Raw genomic sequence first — 23900 nt, 5'->3', positions numbered from 1 at the left:
TGACCGGTCGCTTATTTGTCGTAGGCATCCATCAGCGCGCGGGCTTCGTCGATCAGTGCCTGACCATCAATGCCTTTGCTTTCCATATCAGCCAGCCATTTGTCATAAACTGGCTGTGACGCGTCTTTCCAAGTCTGCACATCATCCCCGGAAACCGTGATAATTGTATTGCCCGCATCCACTGCCGCCTGACGGGCGGGTCCATCGGAATCAGCCTGTGTGCCACCTGCAAGGATCGAAAATTCCAAACCCGAATTATCATCGATGATTTTCTGCAAGTCGGGATCGAGGCTGTCATAGCGGTCTTTGTTCATTGCCAGAACAAACCCCAATGTATAAAGCGCCCTGCCCTCGAATTCAGTATGGTTTTTGACAAGTTCCGGCACCTTCAGCGCGCCGGTAACTTCCCAAGGGATTGTTGTGCCATCAACAACTCCCTTGCTGAGCGCTTCGGGGATTGAAGGAACAGGCATGCCGACTGGCGTTGCGCCCAGTTCTTGAAGCAATACGCTGGCCAGACGTGATCCGCCACGCATTTTCAGCCCTTCCATGTCCGCAGGCGTTTCAACTGGTTTGTTGGAGTGGATAACGCCTGGACCGTGAACCCAAGTTGCCAGAATTTTCAGATCCTTGAATTCGGTATCTTTCATACTCTTTTCAAACATCTGCCAATAAGCAGAAGATGCCGCGCGTGCGTTGGTCATCATAAACGGCAATTCAAAAACTTCGGTGCTGGGGTAACGACCGGGGGTGTATCCCACAACCGTCCATACGATATCCGCCACACCGTCAATCGCCTGATCCATCAATTCCGGCGGTGATCCTCCCAGTTGCATGGAGGCGTAACGTTCGATCTTGATGCGCCCTTCGCTGGCCGCTTCGATACGGTCGGCCCATGGATACAGGATCAGGTTCGGCACATTTGCCTGCTCCGGCAGGAATTGGTGCAAACGTAATGTCACATCTTGCGCCATGACTGGTATTGCCGTCGCGCATCCAATCGCAACAGCACCCAACATGCCAAAAACGGCTTTGCGTGTGAAAGTCATATTTATCTCCCCGTGGTAACTGCCTTTGCGGCAGGTTTTATAATTATGCAAAGGCTATGAATTCTCCCTGCTTTTGTCACGTAACAATTTTCCACGGAAAGAATTTTGTATGTAACGGATCAAAGAGAATGTCGTGAGCATATCCACGGCCAGTCAGCGCAGTGAGCAACCAGAATCAGCGGATTGTCCTGCGCCGGAAAATATGAATACAGACATCCTGCAGATGCGCATTAACACATTGATAATATGAGGTATTTGGTGGCGTTACCTGGATTTGAACCAGGGACCTAACGATTATGAGTCGTTCGCTCTAACCAACTGAGCTATAACGCCGTGCGCCGTGAACTATGATAGCAGTCAACCTACGTCAAGGCAGAAACCGCAAGAAAGCTATGGCTATTTTGGGTCAGACCCACTTCGCCATCGGCGGCAGGCTCATCAACACGGCATTTGCATCATGTCCTGTCTCCAGTCCGAATTTGGTGCCACGGTCGTAAACCAGATTATATTCGGCATAAAGCCCACGGTGAATCAGTTGCGCATCCTTGTCAGCGTCTGTCCAGACCTGCGACCTCCGCTTCTCCACCAGCGGCAGGTAAGAAGGCAGAAAGGCGCGGCCGATGTCCTGGGTCAAGGCAAAATCCGCCTCCCAATTGCCACTGTTCTGATCATCCATAAAAATACCGCCAACTCCGCGCGCACGTTTGCGATGGGGAATGTAGAAGTACGCGTCAGCCCACTTCTTCAGCCTTGGATAAATATCGCTTCCGTGCGGGTCGAGATGTTGCTTCTGAGTGTCATGGAAATGCGCCGTGTCTTCATTGTATTCAATGCAGGGGTTCAGGTCTGATCCACCGCCAAACCACCACGCACCCGGAGTCCAGAACATACGCGTGTTCATGTGAACGGCAGGCGCATGGGGATTCTGCATATGGGCGACAAGGCTGATTCCGGACGCCCAGAACCGCGGGTCATCCGCCATCCCCGGAACACCGCGAGCGGCCATCGCCTTTTGTGCACGCTCGCCCAACGTGCCATAGACGGTCGAGATATTCACACCGACCTTTTCAAACACGCGGCCGCCACGCATCACGCTCATCAATCCGCCACCGGCGTCAGAGCCGTCATCGGATGTGCGGGTGGTATTCGTAACCTCGAAGCGGCCTGCACCCAAATCGCTCAACGGTCCTTCGGCATGGGTATCTTCCAGCTTTTCAAAAGCGGCGACGATATCGTCCCGAAGGCTGCGAAACCATCCGCTTGCGCGGTCTTTTTCCGCCTGAAAAGATGCTGTCATTGTCTTGCCCTCTGTCAGAATATCTGCGCGCTATAGACCATACTCGCGCACGCGTGAACAGGGCAGCCGGTGCTGTTAATGGGCCGGTACGCTCACTGCGTCCAGCAGCGACCTGCCACCGTCAACGACCATCACCTCACCGGTCATAAAGCTGGAGCTTTCCGCCGCCAGAAATTGTATCGCCTCGACCAGCTCGGAAGGAGACGCAATGCGCCCGAGCGGCGTGTGGCTGCGGATATCATCCCGCCACTCACGGTTTTCGGCAACCGATGCTTTCAGCGATGCCGACATCACGGAACCAAACGCCACCGCATTCACACGGATGCGGTGTGGTGCCAATGCCAGCGCCATAGAACGTGTCATCTGATCGAGAGCCGCCGAAGCGATGGAATATCCCATCAGGTCGGGATGGGTGTGGTGCGCTGCAACCGAACTCAGGTTAATGATAGAGCCGATCTGCCCGTCTGGCTGGCCCTCGGCCTGTTTCATCATCCGTTTGGCCACTTGCTGCGTCAGGCGCATCGCTGTGATCAGGTTCTGGTCCAGCAACGTCTCGACAGAGGTATCCTCGACATCAAGCGCGTTGGTCGGCATCACCTGCCGTGACGCATTGACCAGAATATCGACCTGATCGAAAGCATCGATAGTCGCGGACACCAGATTGGCAATGGTCAGGCGCTGGCGCAGATCGCCTTTGAAAAAACGGATACTGCCTTCGTCACGCGCCTCGCCCAACTCGTCCTTGAGCCGTTTTTCATCCATATCGGCACACATGACATTGGCACCTTTATCAGCAAAGCCTCGCGCAATGGCGAGGCCAATACCATTGGCCGCACCCGTGACGATCGCGGTCTTGCCTGAAATTGAGAATGACATGGCGTATCCTTTAGCCGCAATCAGCGGCGCTTGCGCAGTGGCCGCGCGGCGTGAAATAGCTTGAACCGCGCATCACCGCCGATTTCCTCGACCTGGATAAAACGGGTTTTCAGCTCCGCTTCATAGGGCAAATGACGGTTCGCTACCATCCAAAGATGCCCCTGCGGAGCGAGCAACCGCGCAGCGGATGCGACAAAAGCCTGTCCGATCTGCGGCTCTGATGCGCGGCCTACATGGAACGGCGGGTTCATGACAACTGTATCCATCTTGTGCGCAGGCGACCAATCGGTGCCATCTGCCCAATGGAATTGCGCGCGCGGGTCGGTCACGTTGCGGCGGGCACATTCCAGCGCCATATAATTTGCCTCAACCAGATGAATGGCTTCGACCCCCTCGCTCTGCAGAATATGCGCTGACAGAAACCCCCAACCAGCGCCCAGATCACAGACCTGCTTGCCCAGTTTTTCCGGCAATGCATCCGCCAGCAGTGCCGATGCCAAATCAACACCGTCCGCCGAAAAAACACCGGGCGCGGTCCAGAAACCGCCCTCGGTCAATTCGGGGCCAGCGGCCCAATCGGCAAAACAATCAGCCGCAGGCGGATCAATCCAGAACAGTTTGCCGTGGGCCTTGGTGACAGGCCCATGCACGGTTACACGGCTTTTCATTGCTTTCAGGATGCCTTCGATGCCGTCGGTCTTCTGACCATCAATGACAACAACGCCCCCACTCACCTCGCAGGCCTGCTGGATCAGCGCACGCGCCTCGCGTTTGGCGCGGGGCAGACATACAATCGCTGCGGCGTATGGCCCCTCGCTCATCGTGCTGACACTGTACCCGCGCGCAGACCATGCGGCGTAGGCGGGGTAAAAATCATGAATGATTTTCACACGCTCTTTGGCTATTCCGTCAATGTCAATTTCGGCTGTAGGGGCAAAAACGGCGATATCGCCTTCATCGGGCCAAATCAGGCCGCCACTATCCAGTGCCAGTGGCAATCGCGAATCGAGCATCGCTTATTCTTCTTTTTCCATAGTGCATTGCAACGGGTGCTGATGGCGCCGCGCAAAATCCATAACCTGGGCCACCTTGGTTTCTGCAATCTCGTGGCTGAACACACCCACAACAGCCAGCCCCTTTTTATGCACGACCAGCATTATTTCAAACGCCTGCGCATGGTTCAGCCCGAAAAAGCGTTCCAAAACATGCACAACGAATTCCATCGGCGTGAAATCATCATTCAACAGCATCACCTTGTACAACGGTGGCCGCTTGGTTTTTGGCTTCACCTTTGTCAGCAATTCGGTGTCATCACCGTCCTGCGGACCTGCCATATACGTGGGATCAAGGTGCATTGCTGCTCCTGCGGTGGTTACATGTTACTCAGGGTATTATCCCGTCTATATAACGTGACGCTATCGTTATAAAAGAGGTGCGGCGCAGAAAAGGAAGTATCTCCCTTATGTCGGACAGACTTACCACAATCGCTTTCGACGCAGATGATACACTGTGGCATAACGAGCGCTTCTTCACTCTCACCCAGAAACAATTTGCCGACCTGCTGTCTGACTATACAGACCGTGACACATTGATGGCCCGTCTGCTGGAAGCGGAGCGGCGTAATTTACCCCACTACGGGTTTGGCATCAAAGGGTTCACCCTGTCGATGATCGAAACCGCGATCGAAGTAACCGAAGGCCGTGTACCTTCATCGGTGATATCGCAATTGCTGAATGCAGGTCGCGACATGCTGAGCCATTCCGTCGATCTTCTACCGCATGTTGAAGACACCATCAAATGCCTTCAGGGCAATTTCAAGATACTGGTAATCACCAAAGGCGATCTAATGGATCAGGAGCGTAAACTGACCCAATCCGGCCTGCGCGATCTGTTTGACGGGATCGAAATCGTATCTGCCAAAACACCGCCCGTTTATACACGTATTTTCGAGCAATACGGGACCGGGGCCGATCAGGGCCTGATGGTCGGCAACTCAATGGCGTCGGATGTCGTGCCGATGATCAATGCTGGTGGATGGGGCGTGTATGTGCCCCACGGTCTGCCGTGGGAGATTGAACACGCTGCGCCCCCGCAGCATCCAAAATATCACGAAATTAACGATTTAGGCGACCTTCCCCGCCTGATCCAGACCCTGACCAAAGGAAGATATCATGCCTCAAGCTGACCTGAGCTATTCATCCGAAATACAACTGGACCCCAGGACCATATTGGCCACAATCGAATCGGTCATCGCATCGCACGACGATACCGCGGGCGCGTGTAAAGGCCGTGCGCATCCGCTGGCGCAGACACACCACAAGCACGTGCTGCTTCGTGTGCGACTGCTCGACAAACCGCACCGCGACGAGGCATTCATGCAACGCCTGACAGACGCGCTGGGGAACGCGATCACACCCCTTATCCCCCCGCCTGCGGTTCTGGGGATCGAGCTGGGCTTTCTGGAACGTAATTATGCCTCTTGGTCGCTGCCTGAATCACCTGATTGAAAATGGGGCAAGCCGTGCCTAATTGCCGCCACATTGTTGCCACAATGGCCTGTGTAGTGGTTTACGCCTAAATGCCCCCAAGATATGCGATGCTGCGCTGCAGAATGAGGCGTAAATCCGCACAAAATAAGGGTTATCAGCGGCAAAAATCCATGCTACATTTTAGTTAACAAAAACACGGTCACCCGAAAAATCGGGGACCAGAGGCAGAATTAGGCAGGTTATCATGAAGGTGCGGCGCTCACAGCCGGCCCGTTTCGGGCTATTCATTCTTGCGGCTATTTGGCTGTTTGTTCTTGTCCCGATGAGCGCAAAGGCGGCGCCCTACGCGGCGTATGTCATTGACGCGAGAACGGGCGAAGTGCTGCATGCTCGTAATGCCGAAACGCGCCTGCACCCCGCATCCCTGACCAAAATGATGACACTATATATCGCATTCCAAGCGATCGAACGCGGTGAAATCTCGCTCGATACGAAGGTGAAAATCAGCCAGAATGCCGCAGCGGAGCCACCTAGCAAGCTGGGCCTGAAAACCGGCCAGACCATCGCCCTGCGCTATCTGATCCGTGCTGCCGCTGTGAAATCAGCCAACGACGCCGCAACGGCCATTGGCGAGGCGATATCGGGTTCTGAGGCGAAGTTTGCCCGCCGCATGAACCGCACCGCCAAACAGCTGGGCATGACCCGCACCACGTTCAAAAACGCCCACGGGCTGACGGAATCGGGGCACCAATCAACCGCGCGTGATATGACGGTGATGGGGCGCCACCTACTGTATGATTATCCGCAATACTACAATCTGTTCTCGCGCATCACCGCGGATGCCGGTGTGCGTAAGGTGAGCCATACCAACCGCCGCTTTCTGAATTCGTACAAAGGTGCAGACGGGATCAAAACAGGCTATACACGCGCAGCAGGTTTCAATCTGACTGCCTCTGCCGAACGCGGCAACGAGCGTGTAATCGTAACCGTATTTGGCGGGAAATCCACAACATCGCGAAACGCCAAAGTTGCCGAATTGATGGATCTGGGCTTTCGCCGCTCCCCCTCCAGCGCGCCACTTCGCAAACCCCAAGCGCCAGCATATGTGGCCGAAGCCAAGCCGGAAGCGGCACCCGGCGCAAAAGGGAAGACAATTCGCCTGATCCGCGCTGTGAAAACGTCCCATCGCCCCAAACTGCGCCCGACAACCGAAGAATCGCCTGTTTTGGTTGCAAGCGCTGATGACGGCATAAGTGACGTTCTCAGCTCTGCCATTGCCGAGGCGGTTGCGCAGGCGGTGGAAACACCGGAAGCACCCGTCGAGGTCGCCGTTGCATCCGCAGCCTCTATCGTGTCACAACCATCACAGGTTGTTCTTGCCGCCGCGAAAGCGTCTGTCCGTCCCACCTTGCGTCCAAAGGGTCTGGTCCTGATAGGCGAGCAGCCGAAATCCAACAAAGCCGCAGCGCCACAAGAAGTGATCACCCGCGTCTCAACCTCTGGTGGGCGGCAATGGGGAGTGAATGTTGGTCGTTACGGCAGCCGCTATGCCGCGGAAAAAGTGCTCATCAAAACCGCACTGGCAGAGATGGCCACGCTCGACGGATCGCTCAGGAAAGTCATTCGCAAACCACAGGGATTTGATGCAAACTTTCTGGGGATGACGCGCGAAACTGCTGATCTGGCTTGCCGCAGGCTGAAAGCACGCAATGTCAGCTGCTTTATGATTGGGCCAGGTTAAGGCGTTTGCGCCTGACGCTTTAGCCACGCCACAAACGCTTTCAACGGTGCGCGCATAACGCCCTTGCGCGTGACAATGTAATATCCTGACGCTTCGGCATGTTCTTCGTGCAGCACGCGCAGGCGGCCTGCTTCGATATCACGTTCGACAAAGCGGCGCACTGTAACCGCGATCCCCTGTCCGTCCCGTGCACCATCCAGCATCAGGTTTCCGGGCACCCGCAGCATCCCCGCAGCACCCTTCTTCAGCCCATGTTTTCGCAGCCAGCTTGTCGATTCAGATGTGCCTGCTTCTTCGATCCACGGCACGCCTCCTAGCGCGCCGAGATCGGTATAGGTGCGATCACCGAAAAGCGCAGGCGCGCCAACCACCACCATCGTGCTTTCCCACAATATTGACGCTTCGACGCCTGCCCAGCCACCACGCCCGAACCGGATCGCAAGGTCGATCCCGTCCGGTTCCAGTGTGACAAGTTCCGCCGTGGGATCAATCATCAGATCAATTTCGGGATGCGCGGCGCGAAATCCGCCAAGACGCGGCATCAACCATGATGCGGCAAAGGTTGGCGTTACCGAGATATGAAGCGCGCGTGCATCACGAGCATCGGTTACCGCACTGACCCCCTCCCCTATCAGGGCAAAGCCGCCAGCCAGCGCCCGCGCAAGTCGCTCTCCTTTGTCGGTCAGCACCAACGCACGACCCGACCGGTCCAGCAGCGCAACGTTCAGATGCGCCTCCAGCGCGCGCAACTGCTGGCTGATGGCTGCGTGTGACACCCCCAATGCATCGCCGGCCGCAACAACATTCCCGCAGTGCGCGAACGCTGCAAATGCACGCAGCGCCGAAAGCGGCGGAAGGCTACGCCACTCCATATGTTACCTGAACTTACATGTGGTCATAAACCATGACTCGCATCGCGCGCCGTCTGCGTCAAGAATAAGTACACCTTAGAGGAGAACGACGATGATCAATATCTACGCTCAGGCCTTTATGCATGCGACAAGAACGGGATGTATTAGGGTAAGGGATGTTCCGCCTGTCACAAAATCCAGGCGTCATCGCTGGTCCGCGCCGCGCAAGACACGTTGTATAAACCCCGGCAACTTGTAAGTTTTTAAAGGAACGCAGGTCGCATCCGCCCTACGTTGCGGCCTGCAGCAATGTGCGCGTATATTCCGTTTGTGGATTATCATAGAGCGCGTCAACATCGCCATATTCCACGATATCGCCGCGTTTCATTACCATCACACGGTGCGACATGGCGCGCACCACCCGTAAATCGTGGCTGATAAACAGATAGGCGAGGCCATATTTCACCTGCAACTTGCGCAACAGATCGACAATTTGCACCTGCACTGTCATATCCAGCGCGCTTGTCGGCTCGTCCAGCACCAGTAATCGGGGGCGCAGTACCATCGCGCGGGCAATGGCGATGCGCTGACGCTGGCCGCCGGAAAATTCATGCGGGTAACGGTCCATCGTGGCAGGGTCCAGTCCGACCTCGACCATCACATCATGCACCAATTCGCGCTTGTTGCGATCAGGATCAACCTTATGAATGCCGAGCCCCTCGGCGATGATCTGCATACATGTCATGCGGGGTGACAGGCTGCCAAACGGGTCCTGAAACACAATCTGCATATCTTTGCGAAGACGGCGTAGTTGCCTGGTGGACCACTGACGCACATCGTCGCCCATAAAGGTAATTCCGCCCTCGGACGCGATCAATCGCATAATCGCAAGCGCCAGCGTGGTCTTGCCAGAGCCGCTTTCGCCCACAATGCCGATCGTTTCCCCTGCGCGCACGCTGATCGTGGCGTCGTTGACCGCCTTCACATGGCCTACGGTACGCCGCAGCAGACCTTTCTGGATCGGAAACCACACTTTCAGGTTTTGCGTTTCCGCTATTGTTTTCGCGTCATCGGCCACAGGGGCCGGACTGCCGCTTGGCTCGGCACTCAACAGTTTTTGGGTGTAGGGATGCTTGGGCGTGTCAAAGATTTCAGCAGTCGGCCCCTGCTCTACGATTTCGCCGTGCTGCATGACACAGACACGGTCGGCAATCCGGCGCACCACGCCAAGGTCGTGGGTAATGAACAGCAGCCCCATGCCTTCGCTGTCCTTCAAATCTTTTAACAGATCAAGAATTTGCGCCTGAATGGTTACATCCAGCGCCGTTGTCGGCTCGTCCGCGATTAACACGTCAGGCTTATTAGCTAGGGCCATCGCGATCATCACACGCTGGCGCTGCCCGCCTGATAATTGGTGCGGGTATGATCCCAGACGGCTTTCGGCGTCGTGGATGCCCACTTTTTCCAACAGTTCAAGAATACGCTGTTTCAGGGCATCGCCTGTCAGCCCCTGATGCAGGGTCAGCGATTCCGCGAGCTGCTTGTCGATGGTGTGCAGCGGGTTGAGCGAGGTCATCGGCTCTTGAAAAATAAAGCTGATGTCGTTGCCGCGCACCTTGCGCAGCAATGCATCGTTGGCACCGATCATTTGCTGCCCGTCATAGGTGACAGAACCCTCAACAACAGCCGTATCCCCCAACAAACTTACAGTGCTGAGCGCGGATACGGACTTGCCCGATCCGCTCTCGCCCACCAGCGCAACGGTTTCCCCCCGCTCGACATGAAACGAGATACCTTTGACCGCCTGCGTCAGCTTGCCGTCCTGCCGGAACGACACGGACAGGTTTTGTACATCCAAAAGCGCAGCCATCAGGAAAACGTCTTTCTGGGATCGAACGCGTCACGTATCCCTTCAAAGATAAAGACCAGTAGCGACAGCATGATCGCAAAAGTGAAAAACGCTGTGAACGCCAGCCATGGGGCTTGCAGGTTCTGTTTGGCTTGCAACGTCAACTCCCCCAATGACGGGGCAGAGGACGGCAGGCCAAAGCCCAGAAAATCAAGCACAGCAAGCGACGAAATCGTGCCGGTGATCAGAAACGGCAGCATCGTCAATGTCGCCACCATGGCATTGGGCAGCATGTGACGGAACATGATAGTCATGTTCCCCACCCCCAGCGCCCGCGCCGCGCGCACGTATTCCAGATTGCGCGCGCGCAAAAACTCGGCCCGCACCACGCCCACCAGAGCGGTCCAGCTGAACAACACCAATAAAAACACCAACAGCCAAAAGCTGCGCCCCAATATCGCAAACATGATAATGATCACGTAGAGCGATGGCGTAGAGGTCCAGATTTCGATCACCCGCTGGAAGATCAGGTCAAGCCAGCCGCCAAAAAATCCCTGCACGGCCCCTGCGGCAATCCCGATGATTGTAGACAGGCCCGTTACCAAAAGCGTGAAGACGATAGACAATCGAAACCCGTGGATGACACGCGCCAGCACATCGCGTTTGGTGCCATCGGTGCCCAAAAGGTTCTCGCGGTTGGGCGGCAGCGGTGCCGCCCCGGGGCGGTCAACAGCGGTATCATAGCTGTAGGGGATCGGCGGCCAGATCGCCCAACCTTTTGCAATCGTTTCGCCTTCGATCACACCATCAGCGGCATCTTCGATATACCCCTCAGGATCATCAAAACACAGTTCCGACCCGCCGGTTGCAATCAGGCACTTCACCTCTGGATCGCGATACGCCGCTTCGGTCTGGAAATCACCACCGAAGGCAGTTTCGGGGTAGAATTTGAATATCGGCGTATAATACTCACCGCGATAATTCACGAGGATCGGCTTGTCGTTGGCCAGAAACTCCGCAAACAGCGACAGCGTGAACACCACAGCAAAAATCCACAGCGACCAATAGGCCCGTCTGTTGCGTGTAAACGTACGCCAGCGGCGTTGATTCAGTGGAGAGAGCGCCATCAGCCTTCCCTCTTTTCAAAATCAATACGCGGGTCAACCAGAACGTACATCAGATCAGAAATGATCCCGACCACCAGCCCGATCAGGCCGAATATAAACAACGTTCCGAACACAATCGGGTAGTCCCTTGCAACCGCCGCCTCAAACCCCAAACGGCCCAAACCGTCGAGCGAGAATATCGTTTCGATAATCAGGCTGGAGCCGAAGAACACACCGATAAACACCGCCGGAAAGCCAGCGATCACAATCAACATCGCATTACGGAAAACGTGACCGTAGAGCACTTTGCGCTCTGACAGCCCTTTTGCACGGGCTGTCATCACATAGTGCTTTTTGATCTCGTCCAGAAAACTGTTTTTCGTCAGCAGCGTCAGGGTGGCAAAAGCCGAAATGGTTGAAGCCAGCACAGGCAATGTGATGTGCCATACGTAGTCCTTTACCTTGCCCCATGCGCTGAGTTGATCAAAGTTGTCAGAGGTCAGGCCACGCAGGGGGAACAGCTCGTAACATGTCGGGTTGAAGGTGGCGCCACCGGGCCAGATATCGGCCAGACCGGGGATGCGGAAACAATTTGCCGGCACAAAAAGCACGAGCAACAGGATCGCAAACAAAAAGCCCGGAATGGCATAGGCCGCAATAATTGCACCCGAAGTCCACGTATCAAAGCGCGATCCGTCTTTTACTGCCTTCCTGATGCCCAGCGGTATCGAAACCATATAGGCGATCAGCGTCGACCACAGGCCAAGCGTAATTGAAACGGGCAACTTTTCCTTGATCAAATCAATGACAGATATCGAGCGGAAATAGCTCTCTCCGAAATCGAACATCATATAATTGCCCAGCATCCTGAAGAACCGCTCGACCGGCGGTTTATCAAAACCGAATTCTCTTTCCAGCTCCGCAATAAATTCAGGTGGCAATCCACGTGATCCGACATAATTGTCAGACCCGCCCATATCGACGGTGTTGGCATCCGTGCCCGATCCGGCAAAGCCGCCGAAAACATCGCCACCGCCCTGAATCCGCGCAATCGCCTGCTCAACAGGTCCGCCCGGCACAAACTGCACCAACGCGAAATTGACCAGCATGATGCCGAACAACGTCACCGGAATCAGCAACAACCGTCTGAGAATATAGGCGCCCATGAATTACCTCAGCGCGCCTGCCGCACGCAATTTTTCTGCTTTTTCTGCGTCATACCACCAGAAATCAAGGTAGCCCAGCGCATAGGCAGGTTGATCTTCGGGGTGATCGTACTGATCGTAATAGGCAGTCCAGTAAACATCGTTGTACCACGTTGGAATCATGAAAAATTCATGGCGTAATGCGCGGTCCAGCGCGGTCATCGCGGCCTGTTCTTCCTCGCGGGTTTCGGCCCGCAATGACGCTTCGATGATTGCATCTACCATCGGGCTGGCCAGCCCTGCGGGGTTGAACAGCGAAAAACTGGCCGCCTCGGACCCGTAGCGCTGCGACAGGCCTGTACCTGTCCCCAAGAAGGCCGCGTATTGATCGTAAACCAGATCATAATCACGGTCCCGTTCGCGTGCGGTGTATTGCGAGCTGTCTACCTTCTCCAGTACAGCCTCTATTCCGAAGCTTTCCAGATTGGACATGAAGTTTTCGATAACGGCCGACAATGTCGCCGAGCCGGACGAGTCGTGCAGGAAGGTCAGGCGCAACGGCGCGCCATTGGCGTTACGGCGCTTGCCATCACTTCCAACCAACCAACCTGCTTCATCCAGCAACTTCATCGCCTTGCGGGCATTGCGACGGTCAAACAACCGCGCCGCGCCGGAGGTATGCGGCATGCGTACTTCCTCTGTCAGCATGTCAGGCGCGATCACATCGCCCAGACGTTGCAGCAACGCCAGTTCGGTGCCTTCCGGCACGCCGGTTGCCATCAGGGGCGTGTCTTGCGTGAATGACGCCCGCTGTTTGAACAAGCCGTATTGCAGCGATTCGTTGATCCATTCAAAGTTGAACGCGAGCGATACAGCCTCGCGCACGCGTTTGTCCTGCAACACCTCACGCCCCAGATTAAACACGATCCCCGACGGCGTGGGGGGCGACCCGTCTTCAATTTCCTCTTTCACGACAAAACCTTCAGCAACCTTGGGAAAATCATACGCGGTCGCCCATTGTTTCGAGTTTCCTTCATTGCGGAAAGTATATTCACCGGATTTAAACGCCTCGAAGGCCGAGTTTTCGTCGCCGAAGTACTCCACGCGAATACTGTCGAAGTTGTTGCGCCCGACGTTGAACGGCAGATCATTCCCCCAGTAATCAGGGTTACGCTTGTAAACGATGCGACGATTCACATCGACATCGCTGATCATGTACGGACCAGACCCCGGCGAAACTTCAAGACGGCTTTCATCCAGTCGCGCGCCGGTTTCCTCGTACCACTTTTTCGACCACGCAGGCACGCCGCCGACCTGTTCGATCAGGCTGCGGCGTGATATGCCTTTGGTGAAATAGAATTTGATCGTGTGATCATCAATGACTTCGACTTTGGGGATTTGTTTGCGCACATAATCAGCATAGGATTTCAGCCCCTGTTCCAGCAAAAGGTTGTGAGAAAAGGCTATGTCATGCGCCGTGACCGGATCACCGTTTGAAAAACGTGCCTCGGGACGCATGTGAAAAATCACCCAATCCTTGCTTTCGGGGTACTCAAGGCTTTCGCACAGCAGGCAATAGGACTCAGAATATACGTCCGCAGGCGCCGGCTCACGGCCAACCCCCTCGCCCAGCAGACTTTCGTACATGACAGTGCTCAGCGCGCCACCACGGCCCTTGCGTGAATAGGGATTCATCGAATCAAACGTGCCCAACGTCGCGATCGAAATCTCGCCGCCCTTGGGGGCATCGGGATTTACGTAGTCAAAATGCGGATAATCCGCGGGATAGGTCAGATCACCATAGAAGGAATAGCCGTGGCTTTTGATTATTTCACCTTCCTCCCCGGCTTGCAGGCCATCGCCCCAAACCGCGATACACACCGATACTGCAAGCGCAGACCAAAGCTGCACCTTACGCAGGCGGTTTTTCTGAACACGTGCGTGTACGGATGAGATCATGGAAAGGCTCCTCGGGGCAATCTGCATAGGTCGTCGGAAACATAGGCTAATGGGGCGACAAGCCAAGATACAAGTTGCAAGTCTGTGATTTGGCAGAAATCTGGCACCAAACATGAAAAAGGCCGCCCCGAGGCGACCTTTTTCAAATTTCCAGACATCCCTAAAACAGGATCATTCATCAAGACTGTCGAGATACGCAATCACGGCGGCGCGATCTTCCGGCTTTTTCAAACCTGCAAAACCCATTGTTGTGCCCGGCGCCCATGCACTCGGCTTTTCCAAAAATGCGCTCAGGTTCTCGGGCGTCCATACATCCGCGCTCTGCTCAAGCGCACCAGAATATTCGAATCCCTCCACCGCATCAATGTTACGGCCCACAACACCATACAGATAAGGGCCGGTTGCATTCGCACCCTCCTCTACCTTGTGACATGCTGTGCATTTGCGGAACACTTTTGCGCCGTCGTCAGGCGAGGCTGCTGCAAGCAGGTCCGCAAACGGCACCAGATCTTCTTCCTCGGCAGGCTCTGCGCCTTCGACTTCGATCACATAGGAAGGCTCGCCGTGCAGAGAGGTATGGTACAACTCTTCGCTGCCCCATTTGCCCAGCAATAGCACCAGCCATGCGCCCAGCACACCGGCAGCAACTTTCGTAAGGGTCATTGTATCCATGGGTCCGTCCATCGCTTTGAGTTGTTCTATTGTTTGACGGGTTATCTATTGCTTTCCCTCGCTGCAAGCAAGGTGTAGTTAGCGCGACCAATCGACCAACTGTGCATGTTTTTACGAAGGACCGGTGTGATGACCACAAACAATCCGCCCCGCATCGCATTTCAGGGGGCCCTTGGCGCCTATAGCCATGAAGCATGCCTGCAGGCGCGCCCCGATGGAGTTCCCGTGCCATGCACTACTTTTGAGGGTGTTCTGCGCGCGGTACGCGAAGGCCGCGCCGATCTGGCGATGCTGCCTGTTGAAAACACCACGTATGGCCGCGTCGCCGATATTCACCGTCTGCTTCCCGAAAGCGGTATGCACATTATCGAAGAAGCTTTTGTGCGCGTGCGCATCGCCCTGATGGCGCAAGAAGGCGTGTCTCTTGAGCAAATCAAGCATGTGCGCGCCCATCTTGTGCTGCTGCCACAGGCGCGCAGTTATCTTGACGCACGTGGAATCACCTCCGAACCTGCCGCCGACAGCGCAGGTGCAGCCGAGGAACTGGCCGCAGGAGGACCCGCAGACGAGGGTGTTCTGGCCAGTGCGGTTGCCGCCGACATTCACGGCCTGAATGTTTTGGCAGACGGAATCGAGGATCTGGACCACAACACAACCCGCTTCCTCTTGATGGCTCCCGAGGCAGATATGACGCGACGTGGCAAGCGGATGATGACGACATTTGTGTTCGAAGTGCGCAACATTCCCGCCGCCCTTTACAAGGCGATGGGAGGGTTTGCCACCAATGGCGTCAACATGACAAAGCTGGAAAGCTACATGATCGGCGGCTCGTTCACCGCGACACAGTTTTACGCCGACATCGAAGGCCACCCCGAAGACCCGCCGGTAAAACGCGCGCTGGACGAGCTGGCCTACTTCACCAATATGCTGGAAATTCTTGGCGTATATCCCGCCCATCCGGGCCGTTGGGATATCGAGAGCTAGGCGCGGCTGTAGCGTTCTTCCAGCGATTTCGCAAAATTTGCCACGCGCAGTTTGTACTTTTTCGTAAGCGAGGTCTTTGCCAGCTTCAGTGATTGCACCAGCAGGCGCGCGGACAGGTTCAGCGGCTTGATATCAAAAGACAGCATGATTCGCGTCCGGCTTTTGGACAACGCCACCAGCTCGACCGTCATCAGCGTCAACAGACCCTGGGAGCGGCACTCCAGCACCATTTCTTCGGGGCGCTCAAATGTGATCACCTCGATTTCGACCTGACGCCGCTTGCCGCGCATGTTGAAAGCTGCCCGCCAGCCCATCCCGACACCGGGAGTGGTCATTGTGTCGATCCGCTGCACTTCGGACCCGCGCCGCATCGCCGCACGCTCAAACGTTTCAAAATCGCACAACATCTCGAAAACAGCATCAATCGGGGCTTCGATATCTTCTTTGGTCGAAAATTTCATGTCAGTTCCATGTTACTGCCCCGTGCCGGATTTCGCCACCTTAGAGAGAGGCTAAGTCCGGTCAACAGGCCGAATGTTCTAAATCTTAACAAGTTGTCAAATAGCCCCTAATCGAGCGTATCTTCCAGCCAGCGTTCCAGCAGGAAATGCGCGATTGCGCCCTTTCGTGCGGGCATTACTTCGGGGTGATACCCTTGCGATACCGCCATCATCTCCTCGCGCGTCATCCATCGCGCGTCCTCTATCTCGACCGGATCGATCTTGATGTCACTGCTGGTTGCCTGCCCCCAGCAACCAAACATCAACGATGCAGGGAACGGCCACGGCTGGCTTGCCAGATATCCCACATCCCCAACCTGCACGCCCGCTTCCTCATACACTTCACGCCGCACTGCCGCTTCCAGCGTTTCACCGGGTTCGACAAACCCCGCCAGCAGCGAATACATCCCCTTCGGCCACCCCGGAGAGCGGCCCATAAGAACCGAATTTCCATGCGTGATCAGCATGATGACGACAGGATCAGTGCGCGGAAAATGGGCCGCGTTGCACGAAGCACACTTACGCTGCCATCCCCCTTGGACCATCTGCGTTTCAACCCCGCAACACGCGCAAAAGCGATGGGTCTGGTGCCAGCCGAACACAGCTTTGCCAGACGTTGCCAGTTCTGCATCGCGCGGGCTGAGCCACGTCATAACGCGCCGCAACTCGGCAAAAACCATCCAGTCGGGCAAGGCCGGATGCCGCTGTTCGGTCGGGTCCAGAAACCCGCCAAGACTGTTCTCGTCAAAACTGGCTGGTGACCACGACGACAGATCGACAGCAAACACCGGCATCCCGTCCTCGCGGCCTAGTAAAATCGGCGGCTCGGTCGCGTCGCGCAAAACCGCATGATCCATCCCCAACCGGATCAACCCCGCCGGACGTTCGGGAGAGATCAACGGCTTGCCGCGCCAGAACACGATCGCACGCGCCGACGGATCGGCCGCTGCATCCGCCAGTCCCTGAGGATTGCCCCGCAATTCTCCCGCACGGTCCAAACCCGATCCGCCGAATGTCACCTGCTCTGCATTTTTCATCTATTCACCCTTAGATACACATTGGCACTTTTGCCTATATTAACCACTTTGCCAATTAGCTGATGCCATTCATCACAATGCGATTTACCCTTTCAACCAGGGGTGGTAATTCAAATTATGGCCGCAAAATTAACCAACATTTCGTTCGATCGTCAGCGGCCCGCCGCGCGGCTTCGTATTTTGGTTACAACCGATCTGCACGGCCACTTGCAACCTTATGATTATATCATGGATCAGCGCAGCCGTGGCGGCGGCCTTGCCGGTTTGTCGCACCTGATCGCGCAAGCGCGCGACGAAGCAAAAGCAGCAGAAATACCGGTGATTTTGCTGGACAACGGCGATACGTTTCAAGGAACGCCTTTAGCCAGCTATCTGGCCCAACAAAAGGTCACCCGTGATAACCCGATAATCGCCAGCCTCAATCATCTAAAGTACGATGCGATTGGTATTGGCAATCACGATCTGGATCACGGATTGCCGTATCTGAAAGCCGTAGCTGAGGCGCTTGAGATGCCTGTGCTGAATTCAAACCTGTCGGGCATCGACGTGGAGCCGCTAAAAAGCGATTTGATTTTGACGGTTCCGTTGGGCCCAGATGCACCCACGCCCCTCCAGGTCGGCCTGTTGTCTGTTCTACCTGCGCAAAGTGCAGCTTGGTATAGGCACCACCTTTCGTCCACGGCAACACTCCAAGATCCGGCGCAATGTGTACAAACCGCAGCAGATAATCTTCGCGCGGCGGGTGCCGATCTGATTGTCGTGCTCGCGCACTTGGGCGTCGGGCACGTTGATGGCAGCGACAGTGATATTCAGGCCGCACATGCATTGGTAAAATCCAGCCGGATTGATGCGTTGATTCTGGGGCACACCCACCGTCGCCTGCCTTCGGGTGAATACATCGACCGCGCAGACGTTGACCTTGCCAACAGCACTGTGGGCGGTGTTCCGGCAATCATGGCGGGGCATGCGGGGTCTGATCTGGGGGTGATGGACCTGTCTTTTTCTCACGATCCGGCGCAGGGATGGACCGTGACGGAACATGAATGTTCGCTTCGCCAGAACGGCGCAGAGGTACCCGCTGATCCCGCAATCATTGCTTACGCCAGCACTGCGCACAACTCTGTCAGAAATAATCTTGCCCAGCAGGTCGCGACGATCACTCGCGATGCACACAGCTATTTTTCACTAGCCATGCCAACGCAAACGCAGCTTCTGACAGCGCGGGCGCAACACCGCTTGATCCGGCAAACACTGGGCGCGTCATCCTGTGCCGACCTCCCCCTGCTTGCGACAGCACCTGCGCATGGCGCTGGCGGCAGGGACGGGATCGGCAATTTTATACACATCGCGAAAGGTCCGGTGCTGCGCCGCCATATCGCCGGCCTGACTCCATTCGAGAACCACAGCGTCGGCATACGCATCAACGGGACAGGCCTGCACAACTGGCTTGAACACGCAGCACTATTTTTCAACACTCTACGCATTGGCGTTGATGATCAGATGCTCGCTAACGATGATGTACCGGCCTTCCAGTTCGATACCATATTCGGGCTGACCTACCTGATTGACCCGACCGCCCCGCCATATGCCCGCATATCCGCAATTAGATACGCAGGAAATGCCGTCACACCCGAGCAGGAATTCATTCTGGCCACCAGCCAGTTCAGGACAGCCGGCGGTGGCGGCTATGGGCCTATCGCCCCTGAACAGATTGTGGCAACCAATGCTACACCTTTGCGCGACAGCATGATCGCGGTATTACACAGACCCGAGCCGGAGGCATGGGACCAGCAGCCACCCTGGCAATTTAATTTGACAGGTCAGACCCGAGCAGCCTTTCTCACACACCCCGATGCAGTGAATTATCTAGACGATATCGCCAGTCTGCATCCCCGTCTGACAGGAACCACAGAAGACGGATTTTTGAAAATATCTATCGCGCTCTAGCCTTGCAGCGGCGGGGCGAATTGCCTATATCAGAAATTGAGAGGTTGGTGCGGGCAAGCGCCTCGCCAACCTGGTCAGAGCCGGAAGGCAGCAGCCACAACGAGTCCCGCTTGGGTCGTTATCAATCTCTCACCTCAGCGTAGTTTGCGGAGGAAACAGCGCGAAAGTCCGGAAGGAGCATCCAAAGGATGCCTCAACAGGATCACTAGAAAGTTCGCTGCCTCTCCGCATCCCATTCACAGCCGCGCTGCCGCGAATGTATCGCATTGCCCGACATCCCCGCTGTCATAACCCCGCGCAAACCATCCCGCGCGCTGTTCTGATGTGCCATGTGTAAACGTATGTGGCTGGGGCACGCGGCCCGCCTGTTTCTGCAGGTAATCATCTCCGATTTTTCGTGCGGCATTAAGCGCCTCTTGCAGATCGCCGCGCTCCATCAAGCCCCTGACGTTGCGCGCCCAGATACCGGACAGACAATCCGCCATCAGTTCCAAACGCACGGTAAGGGCATTTGCCTCGGTTTCGGATGCCCGCTGGCGCGCTGCATTCACCTTGGGCAATATCCCAAGCTGGTTTTGCACGTGATGCGCAACTTCATGTGCGATAACGTAAGCTGCAGCAAAATCGCCACCGGCGCCCATTTGTCGCTCAAGCGCCTGAAAGAACTGTGTATCCAGATAAGCCTTGCTGTCGGCAGGACAGTAAAACGGGCCCGTCGCACCGCTTGCCCCGCCACAGGGACTTTGAGTTACACCGTCAAAGATCACCAACTTGGGCGGCACATATTCACGCCCCATCTGGTCGCGAAAAACGTTGGTCCAGACCTCCTCGGTGGTGGTCAGGACCTGTGCGCTGAAAACTGTGGCAGCATCATCAGCACCGACCGAACGGCTACTTTCCTGCCGGACATCGCCGCCCTGCAACAGAGGGGATACATCGATGCCAGTGAAGTAACCGATCGCAAGTACCGCCAGAACACCGGCAACCCCCAAACTGCTTTTGCCGCCTATGCGACGCCGGCCGCCCCCGCGCCGCTCAACATTGCTGCTGCGTTTTATCCCCCTAAGTCGCATGGCACTCCCCTTCGGATATTTTCCCTTGTCAGACTAACACCATTGCCCCACATAAGTTCAATGTCTGAAAAAAATGAACTTGCCGAAGATCGCACCAAATGGGCCGAGGACCGGACCATTCTGGCCAATGAACGTACGTTTGCGGGGTGGATGCGCACCGGCATGGCATCACTGGCGGTCGCAATCGGGCTAAAAGCGGTATTCGGCGACTTTGATCCGACGTGGGCTGCAAAAGGTGTCGCGACGATTTTTGTCGTCGCAGCAATCTATATCTTTTGGGCCGCACATGACACGGCCACCAAGACGCTTGAACGGCTTGAGGACCACCATGCAAACGCCCAGCCCAACGCGCGCATGAAAATGCTCGCGATCATCTTCAGCTTTGCATCGGTTGCCGTTGGCGCGATCCTGTGGGCGCTGTGAGAATGGTTTACGATCGCAGGCCAAAGGCATACCTTATGGCTCTGACCGAATCCGGAATGGACCCTTCATGACCGACGCTACCGCATATCGCGTGCTTGCCCGAAAATACCGACCCGAAACCTTTGCCGATCTGGTCGGGCAAGAGGCAATGGTGCGCACGCTGAAAAACGCGTTCGAGGCTGACCGCATTGCGCAGGCATTTATTATGACGGGCATCCGCGGCACCGGCAAAACAACCACCGCGCGCATCATCGCCAAAGGCATGAATTGCATCGGCACCGACGGTACATCAGGCCCCACAACAGACCCCTGCGGCACCTGCGAACATTGCAGTGCTATCATGGAAGGCCGCCATGTCGACGTGATCGAGATGGATGCCGCCTCCAACACAGGCGTGGGCAACATCCGTGAGATCATCGACAGCGTCCACTATCGCGCGGCCTCTGCGCGCTACAAGGTCTATATAATCGACGAAGTGCACATGCTGTCCACAGGTGCGTTTAACGCGCTGCTCAAAACGCTCGAAGAACCGCCCGAGCATGTAAAATTTATCTTTGCAACAACCGAAATACGCAAGGTGCCCGTCACGGTCCTGTCGCGTTGCCAGCGTTTTGACCTGCGGCGGATCGAACCAGAGGTCATGATTGCCCTGTTGCAAAAAATCGCCAAAAGCGAAAATGCGCAAATCGCCGATGACGCGCTGGCGCTGATCACCCGCGCTGCCGAAGGGTCTGCGCGCGATGCAACTTCGCTGCTGGATCAGGCCATCAGTCACGGCGCTGGCGAAACAACAGCCTTGCAGGTTCGCGCCATGCTGGGTCTGGCAGACCGCTCCCGCGTGCTGGACCTGCTTGAAATGATCCTGCGCGGCGATGCAGCCGGCGCACTGACCGAAATCGGCGCGCAATACGCCGAAGGTGCAGACCCGATGGCGGTCTTGCGCGATCTGGCAGAAATCACGCACTGGATCAGTGTTGTGAAAATCACGCCCGATGCCGCCGAGGATCCCACCATCTCGCCCGAAGAGCGTGACCGTGGCCGCGCCATGGCCGACGCCCTGCCGATCCGTGTGCTGACGCGTCTGTGGCAAATGCTGCTCAAGGCGCTGGAAGAGGTAGCAAGCGCGCCAAACGCAATGATGGCTGCAGAAATGGCAATCATTCGTCTCACGCATGTGGCCGATCTGCCCTCTCCCGACGAGCTGGTGCGCACGCTACAAAATACGCCCGCTCCCAGTGGCAATCCACTGCCAACTTCGGGGGGCGGCGCGCCTCAAGGGGGCGGCGCACAAATGGTGCAACAGGCACAGGCACGCATGGCCTCAAATCCTAATGCCTCAGGCCAGACAACCGCTTTGGCGCGTGATCCGGCGGCGGCTCTTGCCCACTACCCCACATTCGAACATGTGCTGGAACTGATCCGCCATAACCGCGATGTAAAGCTGCTGGTAGAGGTGGAAACGACCCTTCAACTGGCGGCGTACCAGCCCGGCCGGATTGAGTTCACCCCCACCGACGCGGCGCCGCGCGATCTGGCCCAGCGCCTCGGCGCGAAACTGCAACTCTGGACAGGAAACCGCTGGGCAGTAACCGTGGTAAATTCAGGCGGCGCACCCACCATCGCCTCATTGCGCGATGCAAAAGAAAACGCCATGCGCGAAGATGCTCAAGCACACCCCCTGATGCAGGCCGTGATGGCACAATTCCCGCAAGCGAAAATCACCTCCATCAGAACCGCCCAGGAAATTGCCGCTGACGCCGTCGAAAACGCCTTGCCAGAGGTTGAGGATGAATGGGATCCTTTCGAGGACACCTGAACACACCTTGTCCGGCACGACCGGAGACAACATATACACATCAAGCAAACAACAGGAGAACATCATGTTTAAAGGATTAGGCGCCCTCGGCGATATGGCCGGAATGATGAAGAAGGCACAGGAAATGCAGGGCAAGATGGCCGAAATGCAGGAAGAAATGGAAAACATCATGGTAGAGGGCGAAGCCGGCGCAGGCCTTGTGAAAGCCACCTGCACTGCCAAGGGTGAGCTAAAAGCGCTCGACATTGATCCGTCCATCTTTAACGGTGATGATAAGGAAGTTGTCGAAGACCTGATCCTCGCTGCGATCAAGGACGCCCAAAGTAAAGCGACAGAACGCGCCGCCGAGGAAATGGGCAAGCTCACCGAAGGCATGGGTCTTCCGGCGGGCATGAAGCTGCCGTTTTAACGCCCTGTTTCTTCATTTTCCCTATAAACGCAAATCCACAGATGCCGCGGGTGTAAACAGATGAGTTCAACCCGCGACATTGATGCCCTGATTGAGCTGATGGCGAAACTACCCGGTCTCGGGCCACGCTCTGCGCGGCGCGCTGTATTGCATCTGATCCGCAAACGCGCGCTGCTGCTCACCCCCCTGGCGGACACCATGCAACAGGTCGCCGCCACGGCGCGTGAATGTCTGAACTGCGGCAATGTCGGGACGTCCGACATCTGCGATATATGCGAAAGCGAAAAACGCGCCAACGGCGAACTCTGCGTGGTTGAGGATGTGGCAGACCTGTGGGCGATGGAACGGTCCGGCGTGTTCAAGGGGCGCTATCACATATTGGGCGGTACGCTCTCCGCGCTTGACGCGATCGGCCCGCAAGAGCTGCGCATTCCTCGCCTGCTAGACCGTGTCCAGAGTGAAGGCATAACCGAGGTCATTCTTGCTCTGAATGCTACAATCGACGGCCAGACAACCGCCCATTACATCGCCGACCAGCTTGACGGGCAGGTAAAGCTCACCTCACTCGCCCAAGGTGTCCCCATCGGAGGTGAGCTTGATTACCTCGATGACGGTACAATCACCGCAGCAATGCGCGCGCGCAAGAATATCTGACCCCTATCGGAAATGAAATCAGG

Annotated in this window: 23 protein-coding genes, 1 tRNA gene and 1 other RNA gene; 10 read left to right on the top strand and 15 right to left on the bottom strand. The window is 56.2% G+C overall.

Features of this window, described 5'->3' with window-relative positions; translation table 11 throughout:
• Positions 1–11: 11 nt before the first annotated feature.
• From OS189_RS10190 to clpS, 6 genes are all read right to left on the bottom strand, one after another.
• Complete coding sequence (locus OS189_RS10190; RefSeq protein ID WP_416237479.1) at positions 12–1019, bottom strand: TRAP transporter substrate-binding protein; 1008 nt, start codon at positions 1017–1019, stop codon at positions 12–14.
• Between the two features lie 286 nt (positions 1020–1305).
• A tRNA-Met gene (locus tag OS189_RS10185) sits at positions 1306–1382 on the bottom strand.
• Positions 1383–1455: 73 nt separating this feature from the next.
• Positions 1456–2346, bottom strand: coding sequence for an oxygen-dependent coproporphyrinogen oxidase (hemF, locus tag OS189_RS10180; RefSeq protein ID WP_267167206.1), 891 nt, complete (start codon positions 2344–2346; stop codon positions 1456–1458).
• 75 nt (positions 2347–2421) lie between these two features.
• The gene (locus OS189_RS10175) at positions 2422–3222 is read right to left on the bottom strand and encodes an SDR family NAD(P)-dependent oxidoreductase (RefSeq protein WP_267167205.1); all 801 of its coding nucleotides are present in this window, start codon (positions 3220–3222) and stop codon (positions 2422–2424) included.
• A 20-nt stretch (positions 3223–3242) separates the two neighbouring features.
• Entirely contained in the window at positions 3243–4235 is a 993-nt protein-coding gene (locus OS189_RS10170; protein ID WP_267167204.1) for a class I SAM-dependent methyltransferase, read from the bottom strand.
• A gap of 3 nt (positions 4236–4238) precedes the next feature.
• Positions 4239–4577: an ATP-dependent Clp protease adapter ClpS gene (gene clpS, locus OS189_RS10165; protein WP_267167203.1), complete on the bottom strand. Its 339-nt coding sequence runs from the start codon at positions 4575–4577 to the stop codon at positions 4239–4241.
• Between the two features lie 107 nt (positions 4578–4684).
• Here clpS and OS189_RS10160 point away from each other — a divergent pair, with 107 nt between their 5' ends.
• From OS189_RS10160 to OS189_RS10150, 3 genes are all read left to right on the top strand, one after another.
• Entirely contained in the window at positions 4685–5407 is a 723-nt protein-coding gene (locus OS189_RS10160) for an HAD family hydrolase (protein WP_267167202.1), read from the top strand.
• Positions 5394–5729, top strand: coding sequence for a hypothetical protein (locus tag OS189_RS10155; RefSeq protein WP_267167201.1), 336 nt, complete (start codon positions 5394–5396; stop codon positions 5727–5729). Before OS189_RS10160 ends, OS189_RS10155 begins: the two co-directional genes overlap by 14 nt.
• 226 nt (positions 5730–5955) lie before the next feature.
• Entirely contained in the window at positions 5956–7452 is a 1497-nt protein-coding gene (locus tag OS189_RS10150; RefSeq protein WP_267167200.1) for a D-alanyl-D-alanine carboxypeptidase family protein, read from the top strand.
• Here OS189_RS10150 and OS189_RS10145 read toward each other — a convergent pair.
• The 6 genes from OS189_RS10145 to OS189_RS10120 form a co-directional block, all read right to left on the bottom strand.
• On the bottom strand, positions 7449–8324 hold the full coding sequence (locus tag OS189_RS10145; protein ID WP_267167199.1) for a LysR family transcriptional regulator: 876 nt from the start codon (positions 8322–8324) through the stop codon (positions 7449–7451). The genes OS189_RS10150 and OS189_RS10145 overlap by 4 nt on opposite strands.
• 268 nt (positions 8325–8592) lie before the next feature.
• A complete protein-coding gene (locus OS189_RS10140; protein WP_267167198.1) occupies positions 8593–10173 on the bottom strand; it encodes an ABC transporter ATP-binding protein in 1581 nt (526 codons plus the stop codon).
• Positions 10173–11279 (bottom strand): ABC transporter permease, encoded by a 1107-nt coding sequence (locus OS189_RS10135; protein WP_267167197.1) that lies wholly within the window; start codon positions 11277–11279, stop codon positions 10173–10175. Before OS189_RS10135 ends, OS189_RS10140 begins: the two co-directional genes overlap by 1 nt.
• Positions 11279–12424 carry a microcin C ABC transporter permease YejB gene (locus OS189_RS10130; RefSeq protein ID WP_267167196.1) on the bottom strand — a complete coding sequence of 382 codons (1146 nt, stop codon included), beginning with the start codon at positions 12422–12424 and terminating at the stop codon, positions 11279–11281. Before OS189_RS10130 ends, OS189_RS10135 begins: the two co-directional genes overlap by 1 nt.
• 3 nt (positions 12425–12427) lie before the next feature.
• Positions 12428–14362, bottom strand: coding sequence for an extracellular solute-binding protein (locus OS189_RS10125; RefSeq protein WP_267167195.1), 1935 nt, complete (start codon positions 14360–14362; stop codon positions 12428–12430).
• A 171-nt stretch (positions 14363–14533) separates the two neighbouring features.
• Positions 14534–15034: a c-type cytochrome gene (locus OS189_RS10120; protein ID WP_267167194.1), complete on the bottom strand. Its 501-nt coding sequence runs from the start codon at positions 15032–15034 to the stop codon at positions 14534–14536.
• 129 nt (positions 15035–15163) lie between these two features.
• Here OS189_RS10120 and OS189_RS10115 point away from each other — a divergent pair, with 129 nt between their 5' ends.
• Complete coding sequence (locus OS189_RS10115) at positions 15164–16018, top strand: prephenate dehydratase (RefSeq protein WP_267167193.1); 855 nt, start codon at positions 15164–15166, stop codon at positions 16016–16018.
• On the opposite strand, the gene OS189_RS10110 is transcribed toward OS189_RS10115, so the two are convergent.
• Entirely contained in the window at positions 16015–16479 is a 465-nt protein-coding gene (locus OS189_RS10110; protein ID WP_267167192.1) for an SRPBCC family protein, read from the bottom strand. The two genes, OS189_RS10115 and OS189_RS10110, sit on opposite strands and share 4 nt — an antisense overlap.
• Positions 16480–16586: 107 nt before the next feature.
• Positions 16587–17555 (bottom strand): NAD(+) diphosphatase, encoded by a 969-nt coding sequence (nudC, locus tag OS189_RS10105; protein ID WP_267167191.1) that lies wholly within the window; start codon positions 17553–17555, stop codon positions 16587–16589.
• A 117-nt stretch (positions 17556–17672) separates the two neighbouring features.
• On the opposite strand from nudC, the gene OS189_RS10100 reads away from it, so the two are divergent.
• A complete protein-coding gene (locus OS189_RS10100) occupies positions 17673–19502 on the top strand; it encodes a bifunctional metallophosphatase/5'-nucleotidase (RefSeq protein ID WP_267167190.1) in 1830 nt (609 codons plus the stop codon).
• A 37-nt stretch (positions 19503–19539) separates the two neighbouring features.
• An RNA gene (gene ffs / locus OS189_RS10095) (signal recognition particle sRNA small type) lies at positions 19540–19637 on the top strand.
• A gap of 101 nt (positions 19638–19738) precedes the next feature.
• On the opposite strand, the gene ypfJ is transcribed toward ffs, so the two are convergent.
• Positions 19739–20575, bottom strand: coding sequence for a KPN_02809 family neutral zinc metallopeptidase (ypfJ, locus tag OS189_RS10090; protein WP_267167189.1), 837 nt, complete (start codon positions 20573–20575; stop codon positions 19739–19741).
• Between the two features lie 60 nt (positions 20576–20635).
• On the opposite strand from ypfJ, the gene OS189_RS10085 reads away from it, so the two are divergent.
• From OS189_RS10085 to recR, 4 genes are all read left to right on the top strand, one after another.
• Positions 20636–20998 carry a DUF202 domain-containing protein gene (locus OS189_RS10085; protein WP_267167188.1) on the top strand — a complete coding sequence of 121 codons (363 nt, stop codon included), beginning with the start codon at positions 20636–20638 and terminating at the stop codon, positions 20996–20998.
• A 67-nt stretch (positions 20999–21065) separates the two neighbouring features.
• On the top strand, positions 21066–22814 hold the full coding sequence (locus OS189_RS10080) for a DNA polymerase III subunit gamma/tau (protein WP_267167187.1): 1749 nt from the start codon (positions 21066–21068) through the stop codon (positions 22812–22814).
• Between the two features lie 64 nt (positions 22815–22878).
• Positions 22879–23223, top strand: coding sequence for a YbaB/EbfC family nucleoid-associated protein (locus OS189_RS10075; RefSeq protein ID WP_267167186.1), 345 nt, complete (start codon positions 22879–22881; stop codon positions 23221–23223).
• 60 nt (positions 23224–23283) lie between these two features.
• Positions 23284–23877 (top strand): recombination mediator RecR, encoded by a 594-nt coding sequence (recR, locus tag OS189_RS10070; RefSeq protein WP_267167185.1) that lies wholly within the window; start codon positions 23284–23286, stop codon positions 23875–23877.
• Positions 23878–23900: the final 23 nt, after the last annotated feature.

Origin of the sequence: Sulfitobacter sp. F26169L, assembly GCF_026410285.1 — a bacterium.
Taxonomy (GTDB): Bacteria; Pseudomonadota; Alphaproteobacteria; order Rhodobacterales; family Rhodobacteraceae; genus Sulfitobacter.
This window is presented reverse-complemented; position numbering and strand designations above follow the sequence as displayed.

Coding starts and splice junctions, on each gene's coding strand:
- OS189_RS10175 (WP_267167205.1), bottom strand. CDS start 3,222: ATGTCATTCTCAATTTCAGGCAAGACCGCGATCGTCACGGGTGCGGCC.
- OS189_RS10135 (WP_267167197.1), bottom strand. CDS start 11,279: ATGGCGCTCTCTCCACTGAATCAACGCCGCTGGCGTACGTTTACACGC.
- OS189_RS10075 (WP_267167186.1), top strand. CDS start 22,879: ATGTTTAAAGGATTAGGCGCCCTCGGCGATATGGCCGGAATGATGAAG.
- OS189_RS10115 (WP_267167193.1), top strand. CDS start 15,164: ATGACCACAAACAATCCGCCCCGCATCGCATTTCAGGGGGCCCTTGGC.
- OS189_RS10190 (WP_416237479.1), bottom strand. CDS start 1,019: ATGTTGGGTGCTGTTGCGATTGGATGCGCGACGGCAATACCAGTCATG.
- OS189_RS10140 (WP_267167198.1), bottom strand. CDS start 10,173: ATGGCTGCGCTTTTGGATGTACAAAACCTGTCCGTGTCGTTCCGGCAG.
- OS189_RS10110 (WP_267167192.1), bottom strand. CDS start 16,479: ATGAAATTTTCGACCAAAGAAGATATCGAAGCCCCGATTGATGCTGTT.
- OS189_RS10130 (WP_267167196.1), bottom strand. CDS start 12,424: ATGGGCGCCTATATTCTCAGACGGTTGTTGCTGATTCCGGTGACGTTG.
- recR (WP_267167185.1), top strand. CDS start 23,284: ATGAGTTCAACCCGCGACATTGATGCCCTGATTGAGCTGATGGCGAAA.
- OS189_RS10155 (WP_267167201.1), top strand. CDS start 5,394: ATGCCTCAAGCTGACCTGAGCTATTCATCCGAAATACAACTGGACCCC.
- hemF (WP_267167206.1), bottom strand. CDS start 2,346: ATGACAGCATCTTTTCAGGCGGAAAAAGACCGCGCAAGCGGATGGTTT.
- clpS (WP_267167203.1), bottom strand. CDS start 4,577: ATGCACCTTGATCCCACGTATATGGCAGGTCCGCAGGACGGTGATGAC.
- OS189_RS10120 (WP_267167194.1), bottom strand. CDS start 15,034: ATGGATACAATGACCCTTACGAAAGTTGCTGCCGGTGTGCTGGGCGCA.
- OS189_RS10145 (WP_267167199.1), bottom strand. CDS start 8,324: ATGGAGTGGCGTAGCCTTCCGCCGCTTTCGGCGCTGCGTGCATTTGCA.
- nudC (WP_267167191.1), bottom strand. CDS start 17,555: ATGAAAAATGCAGAGCAGGTGACATTCGGCGGATCGGGTTTGGACCGT.
- OS189_RS10125 (WP_267167195.1), bottom strand. CDS start 14,362: ATGATCTCATCCGTACACGCACGTGTTCAGAAAAACCGCCTGCGTAAG.
- OS189_RS10160 (WP_267167202.1), top strand. CDS start 4,685: ATGTCGGACAGACTTACCACAATCGCTTTCGACGCAGATGATACACTG.
- OS189_RS10170 (WP_267167204.1), bottom strand. CDS start 4,235: ATGCTCGATTCGCGATTGCCACTGGCACTGGATAGTGGCGGCCTGATT.
- OS189_RS10080 (WP_267167187.1), top strand. CDS start 21,066: ATGACCGACGCTACCGCATATCGCGTGCTTGCCCGAAAATACCGACCC.
- OS189_RS10085 (WP_267167188.1), top strand. CDS start 20,636: ATGTCTGAAAAAAATGAACTTGCCGAAGATCGCACCAAATGGGCCGAG.
- OS189_RS10100 (WP_267167190.1), top strand. CDS start 17,673: ATGGCCGCAAAATTAACCAACATTTCGTTCGATCGTCAGCGGCCCGCC.
- OS189_RS10150 (WP_267167200.1), top strand. CDS start 5,956: ATGAAGGTGCGGCGCTCACAGCCGGCCCGTTTCGGGCTATTCATTCTT.
- ypfJ (WP_267167189.1), bottom strand. CDS start 20,575: ATGCGACTTAGGGGGATAAAACGCAGCAGCAATGTTGAGCGGCGCGGG.